Source organism: Sulfuriferula nivalis (assembly GCF_009937995.1).
Classification (GTDB): Bacteria; Pseudomonadota; Gammaproteobacteria; order Burkholderiales; family Sulfuriferulaceae; genus Sulfuriferula; species Sulfuriferula nivalis.
This window is the reverse complement of sequence record NZ_AP021881.1, coordinates 1,126,094-1,143,436: the sequence shown is the minus strand read 5'-3', so window position 1 is coordinate 1,143,436 and position 17,343 is coordinate 1,126,094. Positions and strand designations below refer to the sequence as shown.

The following is a 17,343-nucleotide window of genomic DNA, read 5'->3' as shown; positions in this document are numbered from 1 at the left end:
CGTTACTTTCGGGCAACGGAGGGCTTATCACGGGTAACCCGCGCTGCTAAACGTTAATTAATTTAATAATTAAACTGTTTTGCCGCGATAGATAACCATAGAAGCACCCTGTGATTGATTGAAGTTGTTATAACCAATCAAACGTACATGGTTGTCAGGGTTAGCTTTGTGGCAAGCCAATGCTTCTGCTATCACTACGTTCGCATCAGTTTCCCCGAACATAGGCAGCTTCCACATGTACCAGTATGAGTCCATCAAGTATTGTGGCTCGATGTGTTCAATCGCTGGGTTCCAGCCTTTAGAAATCAAATACTCAACTTGCTTTTTAATGTCCTCATCAGACATCGCTGGCAAGTAAGAGAAAGTTTCAAACTTACGGCTAGCAGGATCGCTTAAACGCGATTTGTAATCCATAACTTCAGACATGATTTATCCTTTTAAACAATTAGTTCATTAAATTTTGTGACGACAAGCTGCCGTCACAAAACCAGATTGGTTTTACTTGTGAGCAACGTCCAACTTATCAACTGTGTCGAATTCGAACTTGATTTCTTTCCATGTTTCCATAGCGATTTTCAGTTCTGGGCTGCTTGCAGCTGCTTTAGTCAGGATGTCTTTACCTTCTTTTTCAATCTGAACACCCTTGTTACGCGCTTCCACACAAGCTTCCAACGCTACACGGTTAGCTGCAGCACCTGCCGCATTGCCCCATGGGTGACCTAATGTACCGCCACCGAATTGCAACACTGAGTCATCACCGAAGATGTTAACCAGTGCTGGCATGTGCCAAACGTGGATACCACCAGAAGCAACAGGAATCACTCCAGGCATAGAACCCCAGTCTTGATCGAAGAACAGACCACGGCTACGATCTTCTTTGATGAAATCGTCACGCATAGTGTCAATCCAGCCCAAAGTTGCTTCACGATCGCCTTCCAGTTTACCAACCACAGTACCTGAGTGCAGGTGATCACCACCAGACAGACGCAATACTTTGGTCAATACACGGAAGTGAATACCGTGGTGCGGGTTACGGTCTAACACAGCGTGCATAGCACGGTGAATGTGCAACAGCATACCGTTATCACGACACCAGTTAGCCAAACCTGTATTAGCAGTCAAACCACCGGTCAGGTAGTCATGCATAATGATAGGTGCGCCGATTTCTTTAGCAAATTCAGCACGTTTGTACATTTCTTCCGGTGTAGGAGCGGTAACGTTCAGGTAGTGACCTTTACGCTCGCCAGTTTCACGTTCAGCTTTCATTGTAGCTTCATGGACGAATTCGAAACGATCACGCCAGCGCATGAATGGTTGGCTGTTAACGTTTTCATCGTCTTTGGTGAAATCCAGACCACCACGCAAGCACTCGTATACTGCACGACCGTAGTTTTTAGCAGACAGCCCCAATTTAGGCTTGATGGTGCAACCCAACAAAGGACGGCCATACTTGTTCATGCGGTCACGTTCAACCTGGATACCAGCAGGAGGTCCGCCACAGGTTTTAACATAAGCGATAGGGAAACGAATGTCTTCCAGACGCAATGCGCGCAATGCTTTGAAACCGAATACGTTACCAACTAAAGAAGTCAGAACGTTAACAACAGAACCTTCTTCGAACAAGTCGATAGGATAAGCAACGAAAGCGTAGAAGCAGGTATCATCACCTGGCACGTCTTCTATACGATATGCACGACCTTTGTAGTAATCCAAGTCGGTCAACAAGTCGGTCCACACAGTGGTCCATGTACCGGTTGATGATTCAGCAGCCACAGCAGCAGCAACTTCTTCACGGTCTACACCAGCTTGTGGTGTGATTTTGAAGCAAGCAAGAATGTCAGTATCCAGCGGTGTGTATTCTGGAGTCCAGTAGGTCTGGCGATATTCTTTAACACCAGCGTTGTACGATTTTACAGCCATTGAAAAGCTCCTTTCAAGGATGAAACAATATACTTTCCTGTTACAGAAAGCGTGTGGCTCAGATGAGCTGGTTGAAACTATATCAAGCCTGAACGATAAATAATAATTGTAATTTCGTATGCTTATGATAGATTAATATCAATGATTAAAATCTCAGGAGTCCAACAAGATGCGTCACGCCACACTACACCAGCTCAAAATTTTTGAAGTCGTTGCCCGTAATTTAAGCTACACACGCGCTGCCGAAGAGTTGCACCTGACGCAACCAACCGTCTCTATACAGTTGAAGCAACTCACTGATATTGTTGGATTATCGCTACTCGATCAAGTCGGAAAAAGAATATTTTTAACTGATGCTGGGCATGAATTACTCAAGGTATGTCACAACATCTTTGAAGGCATTGCAAACTTTGAAATGATGACTTCAGATATGAAAGGCGTTAAGGCAGGCAAGCTCAGAATTGCAGCGATTAGTACCAGCAAATATTTCGTTCCTCGTTTATTAGGCCCGTTCTATGCGCGATTTCCCGGCATAGAAATTTCACTCAAGGTCACCAATCGGGAACGGTTATTACAACGTTTAAGCAACAACGAGGATGATTTATATATCCTCGGACAACCACCTGAACACATGGATATTAAATTAGAACCATTTCTTGAAAACCCTTTAATTGTTTTGGCGCCACATAACCATCCATTGTCAGGACACAAGAACATCAGTGCAGCCCGCATCGCTGAAGAACCATTTCTAATACGGGAATCAGGCTCAGGTACGCGCCTGGCTACAGAAAAGTTTTTCAAAAAACAGCAACTCAGCATCAATGTCCGTATGGAATTAGGCAGTAATGAAGCTATCAAACAGGCAGTTGCAGGGGGGTTGGGTATTGCAGTACTTTCAGCACATACCTTGGCATTAGAAAAGAATACTGATGAATTAACTGTACTTGATGTAGAAGGCTTCCCGCTTAAACGCAATTGGTATGTCGCCTATCCTACGGGTAAACAGCTATCTATCGTTGCCAATACTTTTCTGGATTTCCTGCGCACTGAAAGTAAACCGATGGCTGAACGCTATATGCAGGGACTGCCGAACTATCATAGTTAAGCCCATCGTTTTTAGTCTAGAGAATAAGCCAACGATCCCACATAGGCACTAGTCAATACAGCTTATTACTATTCACACTAGTATTAAGCTACCAATTACCATGAAAACGTTTGACGCAGCCAGCCAAAATCGTTATGTTTATGCAATCTAGTCCAGCACCACAGTACTAGTAGATGAAACTAACTAACGTTTTGAGGGGATTTAAACATGCATAAATTATTTATCGCTTTATTGGCAACTTCGGCAGTTTTGACAAGTGGTTGCGCGACCACCGCTAAAACCACAGCACCAGCGCCCGCTGTTGCAGCAGCCGTCGCGCCAGTAGCAAAACCAGCTCCAACGTTAAGCGTTGATGCTCAAGCTGCGCTTGCAGAAGCTAAATCTTATGTAGCTGCAGCACAAGCCAAAAATGCACTCTGGACAAAAACTGCAGATGCATTAAAAGCAGCTGAAGCTGCAGCGAAAGAAGTAAACGATGCAGAAGTGATTAAAAATGCAAAATTTGCTACTGAAACTGCTCAGGTAAGCATAGAACAACTAAGCTTGCCATCCACAGAACATTTCAAAAAATAATATCCTGGCGCGATAAAGACTGCTTTATCGCGCTTTCCACCTGTTTATTCAGCTTTCTCTAAATCACCACCACCCTTTTTCATCGCTTTACCTTCATCTGCACGTTGGCGTCTGACTTCTTTTGGGTCGGCAATCAGCTTACGGTAAATTTCCACCCGATCTTTATCTCGCAATATGGTGTCAGCCTTTACCAGCTTTCCAAATATACCCACTTTATTCAGTTTTAAATCTATCTCAGGGAATTTGTTTAATATCCCCGATGCTTCAATCGCAGCTGCAACTGTCATCCCTTCTTGTGCCACCACAGGAATAATGATTTGCTCTTCTGGCTTCGCATAAGCCACTTCTACCATACCCTGACTCATCATGATGCTCCGTAAACTTTTTCTGCACGCTGTATAAATGCCTCCACAAAACTATTTGCAATATAACTAAATACAGGCCCCAACACTGTATCCAGCAATTTACTGGAAAATTCGTAATGTAAAACAAATTCTATCTTGCATGCCTCTTCATTCAATACTTTAAAACGCCACTCACCATCCAACTGTTTAAATGGACCATCCAATAACTGCATTTGAATCAGGTTGGGTGGTGTATTGATATTTCTAGTACTAAAGCTTTGTTTAATGTGCATATAATCTATGTGTATCGCAGCGACCATTTCATCGCCCTCGCGACTTTTAATCTCGCTGCCGCCACACCATGGTAAAAACTCCGGATAGTGCTCTACCTGATCAACCAAATCAAACATTTGCTGCGCGCTGTGTCCAACTAAAACACTTTTGTTAACGAGTGCCATATACCGCCTATAAAACTGTTAAAATGATGGATGGAAATAGGATTAAAGCTATGAGCATTGCACAAAACAAAAAAGCATACCACGATTACTTCGTTGAGGAAAAATACGAAGCAGGCATCATGCTCGCGGGCTGGGAAGTCAAAGCCATACGCGCATCGCGTGTACAGCTCAAAGAAGCCTATGTAGTCATTAAAAATGGTGAGGTATTTTTAATCGGCGCGCACATCAGTCCGCTCGCTACAGCCTCTACCCACGTACACCCCGATGCCACTCGTTCACGCAAATTGCTACTGCACGCTGAAGAAATCAGCAAACTCATAGGTAAGGTAGATCGCTCAGGTTATACCTTAGTACCTATAGACTTGCACTACACCAAAGGCCGCATTAAGCTGACTGTCGGACTTGCTAAAGGCAAGAAACAGCACGACAAACGTCAGTCTGAAAAAACCCGTGAAGGCAATCTGGAAGTTCAACGTGCCATGCGTAGCCATAATAAATTTGCCTAGGCGTAGTCATAACAAATTTACCTAGGCATAGCCACTACAAATTTTTTCAATAACTATTTACGCAAGCGTAAATAGATCTCAGGCAATTTTTTCGGTAATTCGTTGATGTGATCCAGTACCAAATAATGCCCAGGGCCGAATATCTGCGGCAGATACTGGCTACCGGCAGCATCCAAGGTAATACAAAACGGATGCACGCCCTTATCGACAGCTTCTTTTACCGCCATACGCGTATCTTCATGCAAATAGCGCTCATCGCCGCCATCATCATAATCCGCAGGTCGACCATCGGACAAGATCAACAACAAGCGACGCTGTGAAGGCGCCAGATCAAAACCCTCAACTGCATGACGTATCGCCGCACCCATACGTGTAGCCAAACGTCCTGACAACCCACCCAGAACTGCCCGTGTGTGCATAGTAAGCTTATCGTTGAAACCTTTAATCGTGTAGTAACTCACATTGTCACGATATTTGGATGCAAATCCAGCCAGACTGTAGGGATCACCGACCTCCTCCATACTTTCAGCAAACAACAACATCCCAGCACGCAAACTATCCACAACACGCCCACCGCCTTCTGCGTTCGCCTGCATAATCGACGTGGAAATATCTGCGAGCAATGTCACGGCTGTGTCTCTGTGCTGAACAACGCGTTGCTTGTAAATATTCGCTTTCGGCGACATGCCTGCACGCTTCTCTGCAATATAGGAAATAGTCGCTTCCAGATCCAGTTCATCACCATCAAACTGTCGACGTAATGGTGCCATACGAGATGGTTTTTGGGTCTGAATTGCGCGTTTCAGACGTTTTAACGCAGGTGCATATTGAGTCAGTATTTTACTAGCTTCATTAGCGTCCAGTTCAGTGAGTTCCTTTTCCTGTACCCAGGCCCAGTTACGTTTATAGCGATTATCGCGGTAATCCCATTCGGCATAAGGTTTACCCTTCTCACTATATTCTGCGCCCTTGGCATAACCTACCACGTGCGCCTGCTGTGGTATACCTACACCGACACGCCCACCAGATCCTGTTGTTTCTTCAGGCGGGATATCAAAGTCTGGATCTTCCCCAGCGGCATGCTTGGGAATTTGTTTCTGTTCTGGATTGGGCTTGATATCGTTATTTTTAACCACATCATCTTTATCCTCCGTGCCAGTGCCAAATTCAGCCTGATCTAACACTCGTCTCGGATAAACCGGACGTGCTGCATTAGGCGCGCGGGCAGGTATGTAAGCATGCTCACGATCAACTAGAGATATACGTGGCAATTCATTGTTTTTATAAATTTCATTGGCAATAATAAAAGCATCTACTATGGTTGCATCAGGACGCAGTAACGGGCGTAATATCTCAAATTCTGCCTGCTCTGGTACACCTAGCACCATCCAGTTCAATACCGCACGCGACCAATCGAAATAAGCAGCTGCTTCACCTGCTGGCGTAACTGTTGTAGCCGCCAATGCAGCTAAACGAGCCAAATAATTAGGAACAAGTGAACCTATCTGGGCATCTACACGCGTATCTTCACATAAATCAAAAATCAGCTGAAATCGTATCATGTCATCGCCGAAAGCCGCGAATAATGGTCGCCAGGTGATACGCTGATGTTCATCCAAAGGCGGATGATCACGCCCGACTTCGCGGAACAGCGCCTCGATATAACGCCGCTCAAATGAATGAAATACCAGATGCCCTGCTGCATGTAATACACCTAACATCGCCTCTTCACGATTAGGCAATGCCATGGGCAAGTACAATGCATCACCATCAGTTTCTATAAATGCACGCCCCTTGTCAGGGGACCAGTTACCTTCCAGCAAATCAAACGGTTGTCCATACCAGGCAAACAAGATTAATTGCAATAAACGCTGGTGCTCAGGCGTGCGGAAGCCTGGCAAATTTTCCAATAAAAGTGCCAGACTTTCTTCAGACTCAAGCTTGAAAAACGACTCACCACGCAAACGCCCAGCCTGCAAAATGTCTGCACCGCGTTTCGCCCATGGCAATACTGCATCTATACCAAGCAAATTACGTACACGTATCGCGCCGCATAAATAAGTACCCAATGCCAGACGACGCTTGCTAAATAGCTCTTCACTAGGTGCCAGCATCTCTTCAACACCCGCAATACCGTGCCCGCCCTCTAAATCCAGCACTGGGCAACGGAAGTAAGCCACACCCGAATCCAGATGCCGCTCACACCAGGCTAAACCTAATGTCGCCCAGCGCGCTTCGCCTTCTGCACCCATGCTCTGATACGCATCAGGCAGTTGCTGCATAAAGCCATCTACAGCCTTCCATGAGCCTCTCCACGCCAAAAATTGCAAGGCTTGTTGAGTCCAGGGTAAAACGGTCTGGCTCGCGACACACGCCGCTTCGCTGCCACGAATAAATGCTTTGCCGGCATCTCGATCATGCTCAAACAACGCCTTGCACGCCATTACCCATTGCAGCGCAACCTTATCACCAAAAGGCTGGACGACAGCCAACGCTGCTTGCGTATCACGATGCGCAACAAAACTTATTTGTTCCAGATCAACCAGCGCTTGCTGTATCGCAGCAAGCGTTTCTAAATCAGCCATAAAAACCTTTTATCATTTTTGCTTCCCAATGAATTCATCCATTTATTTAAATTATTTATAGCCAGGTAACTGCACCCTCTTCGGCACTATGTACATTCCTGCGCATACCACCAAACAGTTCACGACCCATACCATGGCTATTATTTAGTCGTTGCGCTTCGGTCAAATGCGCTTGTGACCGAGCAGACCATACTTCTTCATCAACCAGCACATTCAAAGTACCTATGGTTGCATTAAGCCGTACGATGTCACCGTCCATAATCTTACCTATAGGGCCATCTGCTAATGCTTCTGGCGTTAAATGTATCGCTGCAGGCACTTTACCTGATGCACCACTCATACGACCATCAGTGACTATCGCCACCTTAAAGCCTTGATTTTGCAATACCGAAAGCGGCGGAGTCAGTTTATGCAACTCTGGCATACCATTGGCACGAGGCCCCTGGAAACGCACCACTGCCACAAAATCCCGCTCCAACTCACCACGTTTAAAAGCTGCCAACAATTCTTCCTGACTATTAAAAACGATAGCGGGCGCTTCAATAATCTGCCTGTCATCGGGCACAGAGGCCGTTTTGATCACTGAACGACCTAAATTACCTGTCAGCAACTGCAATCCACCTGTATCACTGAAAGGATGATCATGAGTACGTAATATCGTTTCATCACTAGACTTGGCAGGCAAATCCTTCCAGACAATAGCTTCATCCTGACTCACCGGATGTTTACAATAATCACTTAACCCATCAGCCATTACCGACGGCACATCCGCATGCATATATCCACCAGCTATCAATTCGCGAATAACAAAACCTGCTCCACCAGTCTTCTGGAACTGATTCACGTCAGCCGCACCATTCGGGTAAACACGTGCCAGCAACGGGGTTGCCTGCGATAAATCAGAAAAATCAGACCAGTCAATTAAAATACCTGCAGCTCGTGCAATAGCAACCCAATGGATGCAATGATTCGTACTGCCACCGGTTGCCAACAAAGCCACGATAGCATTAACGATAACTCGTTCATCCACCAGCTTGCCTATGGGCATGCGCTGCTGGGCATTCACATTAGCAAGCACGGCACGTACCGCCTCACGTGTCAGCATTTCCCGCGTTACATCATTGGGATGCACGAATGCGGAACCTGGCACATGCAAGCCCATCGCTTCCAGCAGCATTTGATTACTATTAGCCGTACCATAAAAAGTACAAGTACCAGGGCCATGATAAGCAGCTGATTCGGATGCTTGCAATACATCACGCCCAACCACACCCTGCGCGTATTTTTCCCGAACTTTAGATTTCGATGTGTTATCCAGCCCTGTACTCATGGGTCCAGCTGGTACGAATATACAAGGCAAATGACCAAATTGCAGTGCCCCGATGAGCAAACCGGGCACTATTTTGTCACACACACCTAGCAGCAAAGCCGCATCAAACACATCATGCGACAACGCAATCGCCGTACTCATCGCAATAGTATCGCGAGAGAACAGACTAAGTTCCATACCGGGTTCACCCTGGGTAATACCGTCACACATAGCTGGTACACCACCCGCTACTTGAGCTGTCGCCCCCTGTTTCCAGGCTTCGTTTTTAATAATGTCGGGATAATGTTGATAGGGTTGATGTGCGGACAACATATCGTTATAAGCCGTAACAATAGCAATATGAGGTTTTTTTTCTTCAAATATCCGCAATTTATCACTGGCTGGCATGGCGGCAAATGCATGAGCAATGTTAGCGCAGCCCATACGCTCATCGCCGCGTGGACGGTGTAACATATGTTCCACTCTTTGCAAATAAGCCTTGCGGGTAGGTATGCTGCGCTCACGGATGCGCTCAGTAACTTCGTTCAGTACGTTCTTCATTCAGTGTGCCCCTTGCTTAAATTCTCAACAGCCATTGCTAAACGCTAATTGCACTCGCCTCACGCGCCAGTTTGGTAATCCGCGCCCAATCACCTGCTGCTACAGCATCAGCAGGTGTTAACCATGTACCGCCACAGACAGCAACATTAGGTAGCGCAAGGAATTGTGGCGCAGTCTCTACAGTAACGCCGCCAGTGGGACAAAACTTCACATCACCAAACGGCCCTGCAAAACCTTTGAGAAGATTAATCCCACCTACAGCCACTGCTGGGAACAGCTTGAGAAAATAATAACCATCAGCATTCGCTGTCATGATTTCGGAGCCTGTTGACACGCCGGGCAATAAGGGCAAACCCATATCATTACAAGCCAGCCCGAGCTGACTGGTATAACCGGGACTCACTGCGAAAGTACAACCCACATCTTTAGCTGCCTGTGCATCCGCCACACTACGCACCGTTCCTGCGCCTAAAATGGCATCAGGCACCGCTTTGGCAATCAATGCCATAGCAGACAAAGCACAGGGTGTACGCAACGTCACTTCTAACACCCTGATGCCACCCGCTAGCAACGCTTCTGCCATAGGCACAGCATCTTCCAGCCGATTGATAACGATCACTGGTATCACTGGACCGTAACTTGCTAATGATAATGTATCCATATTTTCCTGCCGTTTTTAGATTGAATACCCACTATAAAGCAAAACGCGTGCACAGTTATGCAGGTTCAAACCAGAACTACAGAATTACGCAAAATGTGCGCGGAAAATTTCCAATAAAGCTTCGGACAATTCAGGATCATCGGTCACTGGATTAATCAATGCAGCGCGACACGCTTCCAGTGGTTCCACACCAGCAGCTATCATATTGCCAGCGTAAACCAGTGCGCGAGTGGAAGTAGCTTCTTCCAGGCCATGATCTTTAAGGGTACGGGCACGACGACCAGCGGCGACCAGTTTTTCTACTTGCGCATCATCAAGCTCAGGCACTTCGTTCTTGATAATTTTGCGTTCAATTTCTTCACGTGGATAATCGAAATTGATACCGATAAAACGCTGTTTGGTGGAAGGCTTCAAATCCTTCAAAACAGTCTGATAGCCAGGGTTATATGAAATCACCAGCATGAAATCTTCATGCGCCTCGATTTCCTGCCCTTTTTTCTCCAGTGGCAATTGTCGACGGTGGTCAGTCAGCGGATGTATGATCACCGTACTATCCGTACGTGCCTCTACAATTTCATCCAGATAACAAATTGCACCGGCTTTAACTGCGCGTGTCAGCGGCCCATCCTGCCAGACGGTTTGTTCACCTTCCAGCAAAAATCGCCCAACCAGATCCGAACTGGTTAAATCTTCATGACAGGAAACCGTCACCAGCGGACGCTGTAAACGACTCGCCATATATTCCAGAAACCGTGTTTTACCGCAACCAGTAGGCCCTTTAAGCATTACAGGTAATCGACGTTTATATGCAGCCTCGAAAATCTCCACTTCATTATGCTGAGGCTCGTAATAGGGTGTATCAGCACCTTCAGCCGCAGGTTGCTGGACAATATCACGTTCAACGCCGCGTAAACGGTTCAAAAATCCTTTCATGCCATCTCCAAACGTTCTTCACGCATACAGCGTGTTTTCATAAATAAATACAGGTGCCGCAATGTACGTACCGCCATTTTTTCAGGGTGTTCAGGCAATGCATCCATCCTGTCCATGGTAATGCAATTGTAGTAATACACCAGTTCACGACAATTATCACGTATGGTATTCCACGACGGATCGCTTTTTACCAGGACTTTAAATACCTCCAGCAAATCCGCGTCGGCAGCAGGAATTTCCTTAACACCGACATCATCGATGTACGCAATAATTAATTGCTTAGTCAATGCCATAGCGTGCTCTACGGTTGCTAATAATGGCAAAGACTGACGTTCGTTTAAAATGCGTTCGAGGTCGACAATTTGTTCATCAACTTGGTCAAATGCGTTAATAAGTGCTTGATGATCCATTTCTGACTAGACCGAATAGAAGTTTAAGAATAAAATTACGGAATTGTGATTTACGCAATACCCGATTATTTTACTCAACTTTACTATAAATTGGAATGCTGATATGAAAAAGCTGGTTAAGCTCGTCAAGGTCAACAACCTCGAATATAACGTCAACCGTGATCCAGCAGTTTATCGCCGTTGCGCTAATGAAAATTTCCGCGTTCAAGCGTTATTGAATGGTGAAGGCGCAGTTAAATGCACATTGACCGATGTGACCGGTAAAGTACTTAATGAACAAACAGTAACCGCACCAAATACCTACACCCACGAGGTGAGTTTCCCAACACCAGGCGCACGTATCGTGACCCTGAATGTTGAAGGTCAAGGCGAAAAATTCGCTTTAGACATCCGTTTGGATGTTATGGAACACGCTTGGCACGGTTAATTTAACCGTCCCAATCAAAAAGCCCGTTATGTACGGGCTTTTTTAATGTCTATAGCAATCGCCAGTTACACCAGTCCGACCATAACCCAGCTTTAAGCTCTGCATTTCCAACCAGCTCGCCCATTTTCACACTCGTAAATACAGGCATGTCTGCTGAGATCACGCACTCATCTTTCTGCACACCAGCCAACCACAGCCAACCCACATCACCCGATGACAACGTTAAATCATTTGAGACAGTTTGTGGATCAACTAGCTTCTGCACTCGTAGCGCATCACAGACATTCGTAAACAAAATCTCAACATCATCAGCCCAAGAAGCATCTGTCACGAATAAACCCGTTATGCCATCATCACGCTGCAAAACAATAGCAGCATACTCCATCGCAGCTTGAGGCTGCTCAGCACGAATTTGCCATAATGGCATTAAACCCAATTCGGCTAATATGGCTTCACGCATCATGATTTAATGCCAACCGCATAATGACTGCGTCTTCCCGGCCATCAACAGCGGGATAATAATTTTTTCGCACGGCAACAAATTCAAATTTCATACTTTCATAAAGCTTTTTGGCGACACCATTAGACGGACGCACTTCCAGCCATAACCAATGCACATGATCTTGTTGCGCACGCATGATGACATGATCCATCAACTTTCGCCCCCAACCCTGCCCCTGACTATCAGGTGCAATCGTAATATTCAACAAGTGCGCTTCATCGATAATCAACATCATGACCGCATAGCCGATAATGGTCTGATTATATTCATAGACGCAACAACGATAACCCGAATGCAAAGAGTCAGCGAAATTACCCAAGGTCCAGGGAAATGCATAACATTGCGCATCCAACGCTGCAATCACGGGCAAATCTGCCAGTGTCATCGGCCGCACAATCGGATCTATTTGCAAAACGGCACTCATCTTTCGCAAATCTTCAAAGCAACTTTGTCTCGTATATACAATGGCGCAGCCAGTTCAGCAGCTTGCCCCAAACCCAGAGCCAACTGCCGTGCAGCCAATGTTGCAATATCACCCGCACGTGGATAAACCGCAGCATCAACCCGCTGCAGCGCATCACCATAACGTGCTGCTAATACCTCAGCATAAACTGCAAAACCAGTACCGCAACCTACCCAGCCATTCCCAGTCACTAGAGGCGCATCAGTAGGATGACAAACGCTGATATCCCCTAATAATTGAACATCATCATCACGCACATATGCAGCATGGTAAATTTCCCCCATACGCGCATCTAAACATGCAATAACCTTGTCTGCGCCAGTCGCCAGCGCTAATGCCTGCAATCCACTTACCCCGACCACAGGCACATCTGCCGCGAATGCCAGACCTTGCGCTACTGCACAAGCGATACGTAATCCAGTAAATGAGCCGGGCCCCATACCAAATGCGATACCATCCAGATCAGCAAAGCTTAAACCGGCCTCAGCCAGCACATCCTGACACTGTGGTAACAACAACTGTGAATGCGTAATTCCTGCATGCTGCTCACGTGATGACACCACCCCATCTATCCATAGCGCGGTGGAGCAATATTCAGTTGATGCATCAAAAGCGAGTATCTTCATGAAAATCTTAGATAGAAATTATCCTAGAAACGGCAATTGACCGCTAATTGATTGAGTTAACATCATCATCCTTAAGGCTCATTTTCGTAATTTACCTATCACCCGTTTGGTGACTGCGCTACACGTTGAATTGCACACCCCTCACGGCACATGGCGGCGTCGCTCCGCACCCTGATGTGCGCACACTTCAACGTGTCCAACTGCCGTTTCTAGGATTATTGCAACGGCAGATAAACTTCAAACAGCAGTCGTTGCCATGGATTCCTTGTTTTTAACAGACGTGTAATTTTAGCATTTAACGGCTCGGCTCGGTCCAACATACGTGCAACAGCGGCATTATCACGTCTCGGTACATAGCCTAGTTTATGTCCATGCCACTCCACTCGCACCGCGTTGCCATCATACGCATTCTCAGGTTCACGCACGAGTATGAGCGTATCCCCTTCGTGCAACTCACCCCAAACCGATTTTCCATCGTAATACTGAAAACCCGCCAATGGTGAGGCTTGCACCAATATCTGCGACTGCACATCTACAGCGCGTGCCTGAGCACTCCAGACTAACGCCGATATAACAAGCAGCCATCGCATCTTTAATAACTGATAGACCGCCAATCATCATCCATCACTCGGCTGATATACATAGCGCCACCGGCAACTCCTGTACACTCCGGAATTAACCGGTCAGGGGTAATAGCATAAGCAGATAATGCGCCACCACAGGCATAAAATTTCACGCCCAGTTCAGCCGCATCCTGCATAAACTCATACACTGATTTCACTTTATTCTCGGAAGGAAAAATGCGCTCTGACACGCCTTTCGCCAATAATCGCGTAGCCGCACTGGCAAAAAAAATCTCAACTTCCACATCCATCGCTGCCGCAGATGCCGCCTGAAAAAAAGGCGTGCCACATAGATGAGGCTGATCTGGACTAATAGTTAACAACATCATTACTAATTTATCGGCCATCGTTATTCTCCTTAATTTATTTTAAAAACATTTTCTATTTATCATTGAGCTCGGACTGCTGCAATGTTACCCACTTCAAAAACTCAATTTCAGGTAATGGCTTGGAAAACAAATAGCCTTGAAACTGTGTGCACCCTAAATTTAGCAATGCATCTCGCTGCATTGCTGATTCTACACCTTCGGCAATAACCTTTAGCTTCATACAACCACCAATTGCCATTATACTTTCCACCAAAGTGTGATCTTGATTCAGCAGCATCTCATCAATAAATGCTTTATCAATTTTCAGTTCATCCAAAGGCAAATCTTTGAGATATGCCAAAGAAGAGTAACCCGTTCCAAAATCATCCAGGGAAATCTGCACACCCAGTTCACGCAACTCTCTTAATTTGCTCACCGTCTGGTCAAAGTCATACAGCAAAGCCGTTTCAGTCACTTCCAACATTAAGCGTTCAGGCGATACCTGATACTTCTCCAACACTTTCCGTACTTGCTCAACAAAATCAACACGTGCGAATTGCCAGGCACTGACATTCACCGATAAGTGTCCCGCATATGGCACGTCCGTATTCAACCAGCTTGCTAACTTAGCCACAGCATCATCCAACACCCATGAGCCTATGCTATGTATAATCCCAGCCTCTTCTGCAACGGGAATAAATATGGAAGGTGGGATATTACCCATTTCAGGATGACGCCAGCGCAGCAGTGCTTCAGCACCTATCATGCGCCCCTGCCCATTAACCTGGGGTTGAAAATGCAATTCAAATTCGCGATTAACTATCGCTATACGCAAACCATCTTCCAGCCTTAATTTTTCTTCCGCACCGGCTTGTAATTCATCCAAATAAAATTGCACATTATTACGCCCCATGCCTTTCGCTCTGTAAAGGGCCATTTCAGCATGACGCAACACGTCCAGACTTGATTCTTGCAACCCATCAAACAACACAATACCTACACTCGCCCCTACATTAAGTTCATGCTCACCGATACTCAAAGTGTGCTCGAATTGCTGCATAATTTTACCCGCCACATTACGCGCATATCCCTCTGCTTGTGCTAACGTAGGCAAACCTGACTGCGCCAGCACCACAAACTCATCCCCACCTAAACGCGCCACAAAGCAATCCTTAGCAGCCATATCTACCAAGCGTCGAGCTACTTCACGCAACACATCATCACCCACGTCATGACTTAATGCGTTATTAATGGTTTTAAAATGATCCAGATCCAGCATTAACATCACACCAATTTTATTGTCCAGATTAACTCGACGTAATAGTTGTGCAAGCTGCGCATGCAATAAAGCACGATTAGGCAAACGAGTTAAATAATCCTGATATGCCATATCTCGCATTTTTTCTTCTGATTTTAGCCGCGCCAGTTCAGCACCAGCTCGTGCGGCAAAAATTTCCAGGATTTCTTTAACCTGACGCATTTCTTGTAACATTGCATGACGACTCAACATCACCACCACGCCTACTGGTGTTGTCAAACGCCCATCCAGCAATGGCGTACCTATATAGGCTTCAATTGCATGATCTGCCAAAAACTTATCTTTAGGAAACGCTGCATAAACAGCGCTAGGGAATACACACGTGCCAAGTTGCATCACCTGCTCACAAGGCGTATCCACCAATGAATAATTCAAATTATCAATTATCTGACCCTGCTCACACACTGCGAGCGTTTGTACTCGCAATGCACTAACTTCATCCAACTGTCCAATCAACACATAATCAGCATGAAATAACTGATATAAACTTTGCACCAAATGTTGAAAAAACTGCACGCCTGTTTCAGCACCTACTCCTTCGGCAATATAGCGAATCGCCGTTTCCATTTGCTTACGCTCAGTAATATCTGTTGCAATACCGCATATTGCATAAGGTGATCCATCAGCATTAAACAAGGGGAATTTTTGCGAAAAATAAGTATGTGGCACACCGTGCTTATCGGCAACCTCTTCAAACGTCAGTGAGGTACGCTCATCGATTACGCGCCGTTCATTTGCACGAAAGATATCGACCTGCGCTTGCGGGAACAGTCCGGTATCATATTTGCCAACCAAATCATCATTGGTCACATTAAACAATTCTTCATAATGACGATTAATCATTAAATAGCGACCGGACAAATCCTTCATATAAACCACTGCAGGGACGTGATCCAGTATGGCTTGCAAACGCTCACCCTGTTTTCTTGTTTCATAGGCCAGCACACTACCCATGACTATGATCATGCCTAAATAACCAAATGATCCTAAGGGTACAAAATCTATCACCCCAAACCGCACCAGTATCCCCTGTATAGATAGAACAAGATAAATGACAACCGCAAACAACATAACCAACGTGGCGCGTTCGCCTTCTCGCCGATAACTGACTCCAAGTGCATAAATGGTATAGCTATAAGCAAACAATACTGCCGCCACTCCAAATTTAAACCAATTCCCATTTTTACCTGTTGGCAAACTCACACCTTCACCCCAAGGCAAAGAGTAGGGCCGAATGCCCTCAAATGTTATATATTGCAAGGTGTATGGTTGCATCCAATTTGCTGCAAACATAATTAAAAAAATCATGCTGAGTCCATACAATAGCCAATTTGGGCGAACACGGCTATACAGCGCAATAAACCATACCAGCAAAATTAACTGCAGTGCGACAACCGCGATATTCCAGCGAAGTGCTTCAATATAATCAGTCACTTGAACTGCATGAAAAACCAGCGTATGAGTAATAATAAAGGGAACAGCAAGCAGACACATCCCCGAAAAAAACAGATGTGTGTAATTGACTTTAGTCTGACGAAACGCAATTGATGCATGCACGACTGTGGCATAAATACATATGCCCGCAAGTATCCAAAAACCTGGAATTAAAATTGCATTCACACCAGTCCTCCGCGCTCACTTGGCGCTAATTTTATTATATTGATTATATTTGTCAGCACTCAGAAATTAGCGTAATTCTCAGAACTTAGCA

General features: G+C 45.7%; 19 protein-coding genes. 4 read left to right on the top strand and 15 right to left on the bottom strand.

Annotated elements, in window-relative coordinates:
* Positions 1 to 69: 69 nt before the first annotated feature.
* The gene (locus SFSGTM_RS05950; protein WP_162084386.1) at positions 70 to 426 is read right to left on the bottom strand and encodes a ribulose bisphosphate carboxylase small subunit; all 357 of its coding nucleotides are present in this window, start codon (positions 424 to 426) and stop codon (positions 70 to 72) included.
* Positions 427 to 498: 72 nt separating this feature from the next.
* Positions 499 to 1,920 carry a form I ribulose bisphosphate carboxylase large subunit gene (locus SFSGTM_RS05945; protein WP_162084385.1) on the bottom strand — a complete coding sequence of 474 codons (1,422 nt, stop codon included), beginning with the start codon at positions 1,918 to 1,920 and terminating at the stop codon, positions 499 to 501.
* A 169-nt stretch (positions 1,921 to 2,089) separates the two neighbouring features.
* On the opposite strand from SFSGTM_RS05945, the gene SFSGTM_RS05940 reads away from it, so the two are divergent.
* Positions 2,090 to 3,025 carry a LysR family transcriptional regulator gene (locus SFSGTM_RS05940; protein ID WP_162084384.1) on the top strand — a complete coding sequence of 312 codons (936 nt, stop codon included), beginning with the start codon at positions 2,090 to 2,092 and terminating at the stop codon, positions 3,023 to 3,025.
* 207 nt (positions 3,026 to 3,232) lie between these two features.
* On the top strand, positions 3,233 to 3,598 hold the full coding sequence (locus SFSGTM_RS05935; RefSeq protein WP_162084383.1) for a hypothetical protein: 366 nt from the start codon (positions 3,233 to 3,235) through the stop codon (positions 3,596 to 3,598).
* Positions 3,599 to 3,642: 44 nt separating this feature from the next.
* Here SFSGTM_RS05935 and SFSGTM_RS05930 read toward each other — a convergent pair whose 3' ends face one another.
* Complete coding sequence (locus SFSGTM_RS05930) at positions 3,643 to 3,966, bottom strand: RnfH family protein (protein WP_162084382.1); 324 nt, start codon at positions 3,964 to 3,966, stop codon at positions 3,643 to 3,645.
* Positions 3,963 to 4,400 (bottom strand): type II toxin-antitoxin system RatA family toxin, encoded by a 438-nt coding sequence (locus tag SFSGTM_RS05925; RefSeq protein WP_162084381.1) that lies wholly within the window; start codon positions 4,398 to 4,400, stop codon positions 3,963 to 3,965. Before SFSGTM_RS05925 ends, SFSGTM_RS05930 begins: the two co-directional genes overlap by 4 nt.
* A 26-nt stretch (positions 4,401 to 4,426) precedes the next feature.
* Between SFSGTM_RS05925 and smpB the strand changes: the two genes are divergently transcribed.
* Positions 4,427 to 4,906: an SsrA-binding protein SmpB gene (gene smpB, locus SFSGTM_RS05920; protein ID WP_269780097.1), complete on the top strand. Its 480-nt coding sequence runs from the start codon at positions 4,427 to 4,429 to the stop codon at positions 4,904 to 4,906.
* A gap of 53 nt (positions 4,907 to 4,959) precedes the next feature.
* Here the strand turns inward: smpB and SFSGTM_RS05915 are convergent, their stop codons facing one another.
* The 5 genes from SFSGTM_RS05915 to SFSGTM_RS05895 all read right to left on the bottom strand — a co-directional run bounded on the left by SFSGTM_RS05915 (position 4,960) and on the right by SFSGTM_RS05895 (position 11,365).
* Positions 4,960 to 7,491 carry a nitric oxide reductase activation protein NorD gene (locus tag SFSGTM_RS05915; RefSeq protein WP_162084379.1) on the bottom strand — a complete coding sequence of 844 codons (2,532 nt, stop codon included), beginning with the start codon at positions 7,489 to 7,491 and terminating at the stop codon, positions 4,960 to 4,962.
* A gap of 55 nt (positions 7,492 to 7,546) precedes the next feature.
* On the bottom strand, positions 7,547 to 9,361 hold the full coding sequence (edd, locus tag SFSGTM_RS05910; protein WP_162084378.1) for a phosphogluconate dehydratase: 1,815 nt from the start codon (positions 9,359 to 9,361) through the stop codon (positions 7,547 to 7,549).
* A 37-nt stretch (positions 9,362 to 9,398) separates the two neighbouring features.
* Positions 9,399 to 10,022, bottom strand: a complete 624-nt coding sequence (eda, locus tag SFSGTM_RS05905) for a bifunctional 4-hydroxy-2-oxoglutarate aldolase/2-dehydro-3-deoxy-phosphogluconate aldolase (RefSeq protein ID WP_162084377.1) — start codon at positions 10,020 to 10,022, stop codon at positions 9,399 to 9,401.
* Between the two features lie 84 nt (positions 10,023 to 10,106).
* Positions 10,107 to 10,955, bottom strand: a complete 849-nt coding sequence (locus SFSGTM_RS05900) for a CbbQ/NirQ/NorQ/GpvN family protein (RefSeq protein WP_162084376.1) — start codon at positions 10,953 to 10,955, stop codon at positions 10,107 to 10,109.
* On the bottom strand, positions 10,952 to 11,365 hold the full coding sequence (locus SFSGTM_RS05895; RefSeq protein ID WP_162084375.1) for a hypothetical protein: 414 nt from the start codon (positions 11,363 to 11,365) through the stop codon (positions 10,952 to 10,954). The genes SFSGTM_RS05900 and SFSGTM_RS05895 overlap by 4 nt, the downstream gene beginning before the upstream one ends.
* 103 nt (positions 11,366 to 11,468) lie before the next feature.
* Between SFSGTM_RS05895 and SFSGTM_RS05890 the strand changes: the two genes are divergently transcribed.
* Positions 11,469 to 11,792, top strand: a complete 324-nt coding sequence (locus tag SFSGTM_RS05890; protein ID WP_162084374.1) for a hypothetical protein — start codon at positions 11,469 to 11,471, stop codon at positions 11,790 to 11,792.
* Between the two features lie 49 nt (positions 11,793 to 11,841).
* On the opposite strand, the gene SFSGTM_RS05885 is transcribed toward SFSGTM_RS05890, so the two are convergent.
* From SFSGTM_RS05885 to SFSGTM_RS05860, 6 genes are all read right to left on the bottom strand, one after another.
* Positions 11,842 to 12,255 carry a DNA polymerase III subunit psi gene (locus tag SFSGTM_RS05885; RefSeq protein ID WP_162084373.1) on the bottom strand — a complete coding sequence of 138 codons (414 nt, stop codon included), beginning with the start codon at positions 12,253 to 12,255 and terminating at the stop codon, positions 11,842 to 11,844.
* Positions 12,245 to 12,718 (bottom strand): ribosomal protein S18-alanine N-acetyltransferase, encoded by a 474-nt coding sequence (gene rimI, locus SFSGTM_RS05880; RefSeq protein WP_162084372.1) that lies wholly within the window; start codon positions 12,716 to 12,718, stop codon positions 12,245 to 12,247. Before rimI ends, SFSGTM_RS05885 begins: the two co-directional genes overlap by 11 nt.
* Positions 12,715 to 13,383, bottom strand: coding sequence for a tRNA (adenosine(37)-N6)-threonylcarbamoyltransferase complex dimerization subunit type 1 TsaB (gene tsaB, locus SFSGTM_RS05875; protein ID WP_162084371.1), 669 nt, complete (start codon positions 13,381 to 13,383; stop codon positions 12,715 to 12,717). The genes rimI and tsaB overlap by 4 nt, the downstream gene beginning before the upstream one ends.
* A gap of 215 nt (positions 13,384 to 13,598) precedes the next feature.
* Positions 13,599 to 13,973 carry an HIRAN domain-containing protein gene (locus SFSGTM_RS05870; RefSeq protein WP_162084370.1) on the bottom strand — a complete coding sequence of 125 codons (375 nt, stop codon included), beginning with the start codon at positions 13,971 to 13,973 and terminating at the stop codon, positions 13,599 to 13,601.
* A gap of 2 nt (positions 13,974 to 13,975) precedes the next feature.
* Positions 13,976 to 14,353, bottom strand: a complete 378-nt coding sequence (locus SFSGTM_RS05865) for a DsrE family protein (RefSeq protein ID WP_162084369.1) — start codon at positions 14,351 to 14,353, stop codon at positions 13,976 to 13,978.
* A 34-nt stretch (positions 14,354 to 14,387) separates the two neighbouring features.
* Positions 14,388 to 17,252, bottom strand: coding sequence for an EAL domain-containing protein (locus SFSGTM_RS05860; RefSeq protein WP_162084368.1), 2,865 nt, complete (start codon positions 17,250 to 17,252; stop codon positions 14,388 to 14,390).
* Positions 17,253 to 17,343 lie beyond the last annotated feature (91 nt).

Bases quoted from the DNA above. Each gene is read 5' to 3' on its own strand.
- SFSGTM_RS05865 (WP_162084369.1), bottom strand. From the start codon at position 14,353: ATGGCCGATAAATTAGTAATGATGTTGTTAACTATTAGTCCAGATCAG.
- rimI (WP_162084372.1), bottom strand. From the start codon at position 12,718: ATGAGTGCCGTTTTGCAAATAGATCCGATTGTGCGGCCGATGACACTG.
- SFSGTM_RS05915 (WP_162084379.1), bottom strand. From the start codon at position 7,491: ATGGCTGATTTAGAAACGCTTGCTGCGATACAGCAAGCGCTGGTTGAT.
- SFSGTM_RS05935 (WP_162084383.1), top strand. From the start codon at position 3,233: ATGCATAAATTATTTATCGCTTTATTGGCAACTTCGGCAGTTTTGACA.
- SFSGTM_RS05895 (WP_162084375.1), bottom strand. From the start codon at position 11,365: ATGGATCATCAAGCACTTATTAACGCATTTGACCAAGTTGATGAACAA.
- SFSGTM_RS05930 (WP_162084382.1), bottom strand. From the start codon at position 3,966: ATGATGAGTCAGGGTATGGTAGAAGTGGCTTATGCGAAGCCAGAAGAG.
- SFSGTM_RS05945 (WP_162084385.1), bottom strand. From the start codon at position 1,920: ATGGCTGTAAAATCGTACAACGCTGGTGTTAAAGAATATCGCCAGACC.
- SFSGTM_RS05890 (WP_162084374.1), top strand. From the start codon at position 11,469: ATGAAAAAGCTGGTTAAGCTCGTCAAGGTCAACAACCTCGAATATAAC.
- edd (WP_162084378.1), bottom strand. From the start codon at position 9,361: ATGAAGAACGTACTGAACGAAGTTACTGAGCGCATCCGTGAGCGCAGC.
- SFSGTM_RS05940 (WP_162084384.1), top strand. From the start codon at position 2,090: ATGCGTCACGCCACACTACACCAGCTCAAAATTTTTGAAGTCGTTGCC.
- SFSGTM_RS05950 (WP_162084386.1), bottom strand. From the start codon at position 426: ATGTCTGAAGTTATGGATTACAAATCGCGTTTAAGCGATCCTGCTAGC.
- tsaB (WP_162084371.1), bottom strand. From the start codon at position 13,383: ATGAAGATACTCGCTTTTGATGCATCAACTGAATATTGCTCCACCGCG.
- SFSGTM_RS05925 (WP_162084381.1), bottom strand. From the start codon at position 4,400: ATGGCACTCGTTAACAAAAGTGTTTTAGTTGGACACAGCGCGCAGCAA.
- SFSGTM_RS05900 (WP_162084376.1), bottom strand. From the start codon at position 10,955: ATGAAAGGATTTTTGAACCGTTTACGCGGCGTTGAACGTGATATTGTC.
- eda (WP_162084377.1), bottom strand. From the start codon at position 10,022: ATGGATACATTATCATTAGCAAGTTACGGTCCAGTGATACCAGTGATC.
- smpB (WP_269780097.1), top strand. From the start codon at position 4,427: ATGGATGGAAATAGGATTAAAGCTATGAGCATTGCACAAAACAAAAAA.
- SFSGTM_RS05870 (WP_162084370.1), bottom strand. From the start codon at position 13,973: ATGCGATGGCTGCTTGTTATATCGGCGTTAGTCTGGAGTGCTCAGGCA.
- SFSGTM_RS05885 (WP_162084373.1), bottom strand. From the start codon at position 12,255: ATGATGCGTGAAGCCATATTAGCCGAATTGGGTTTAATGCCATTATGG.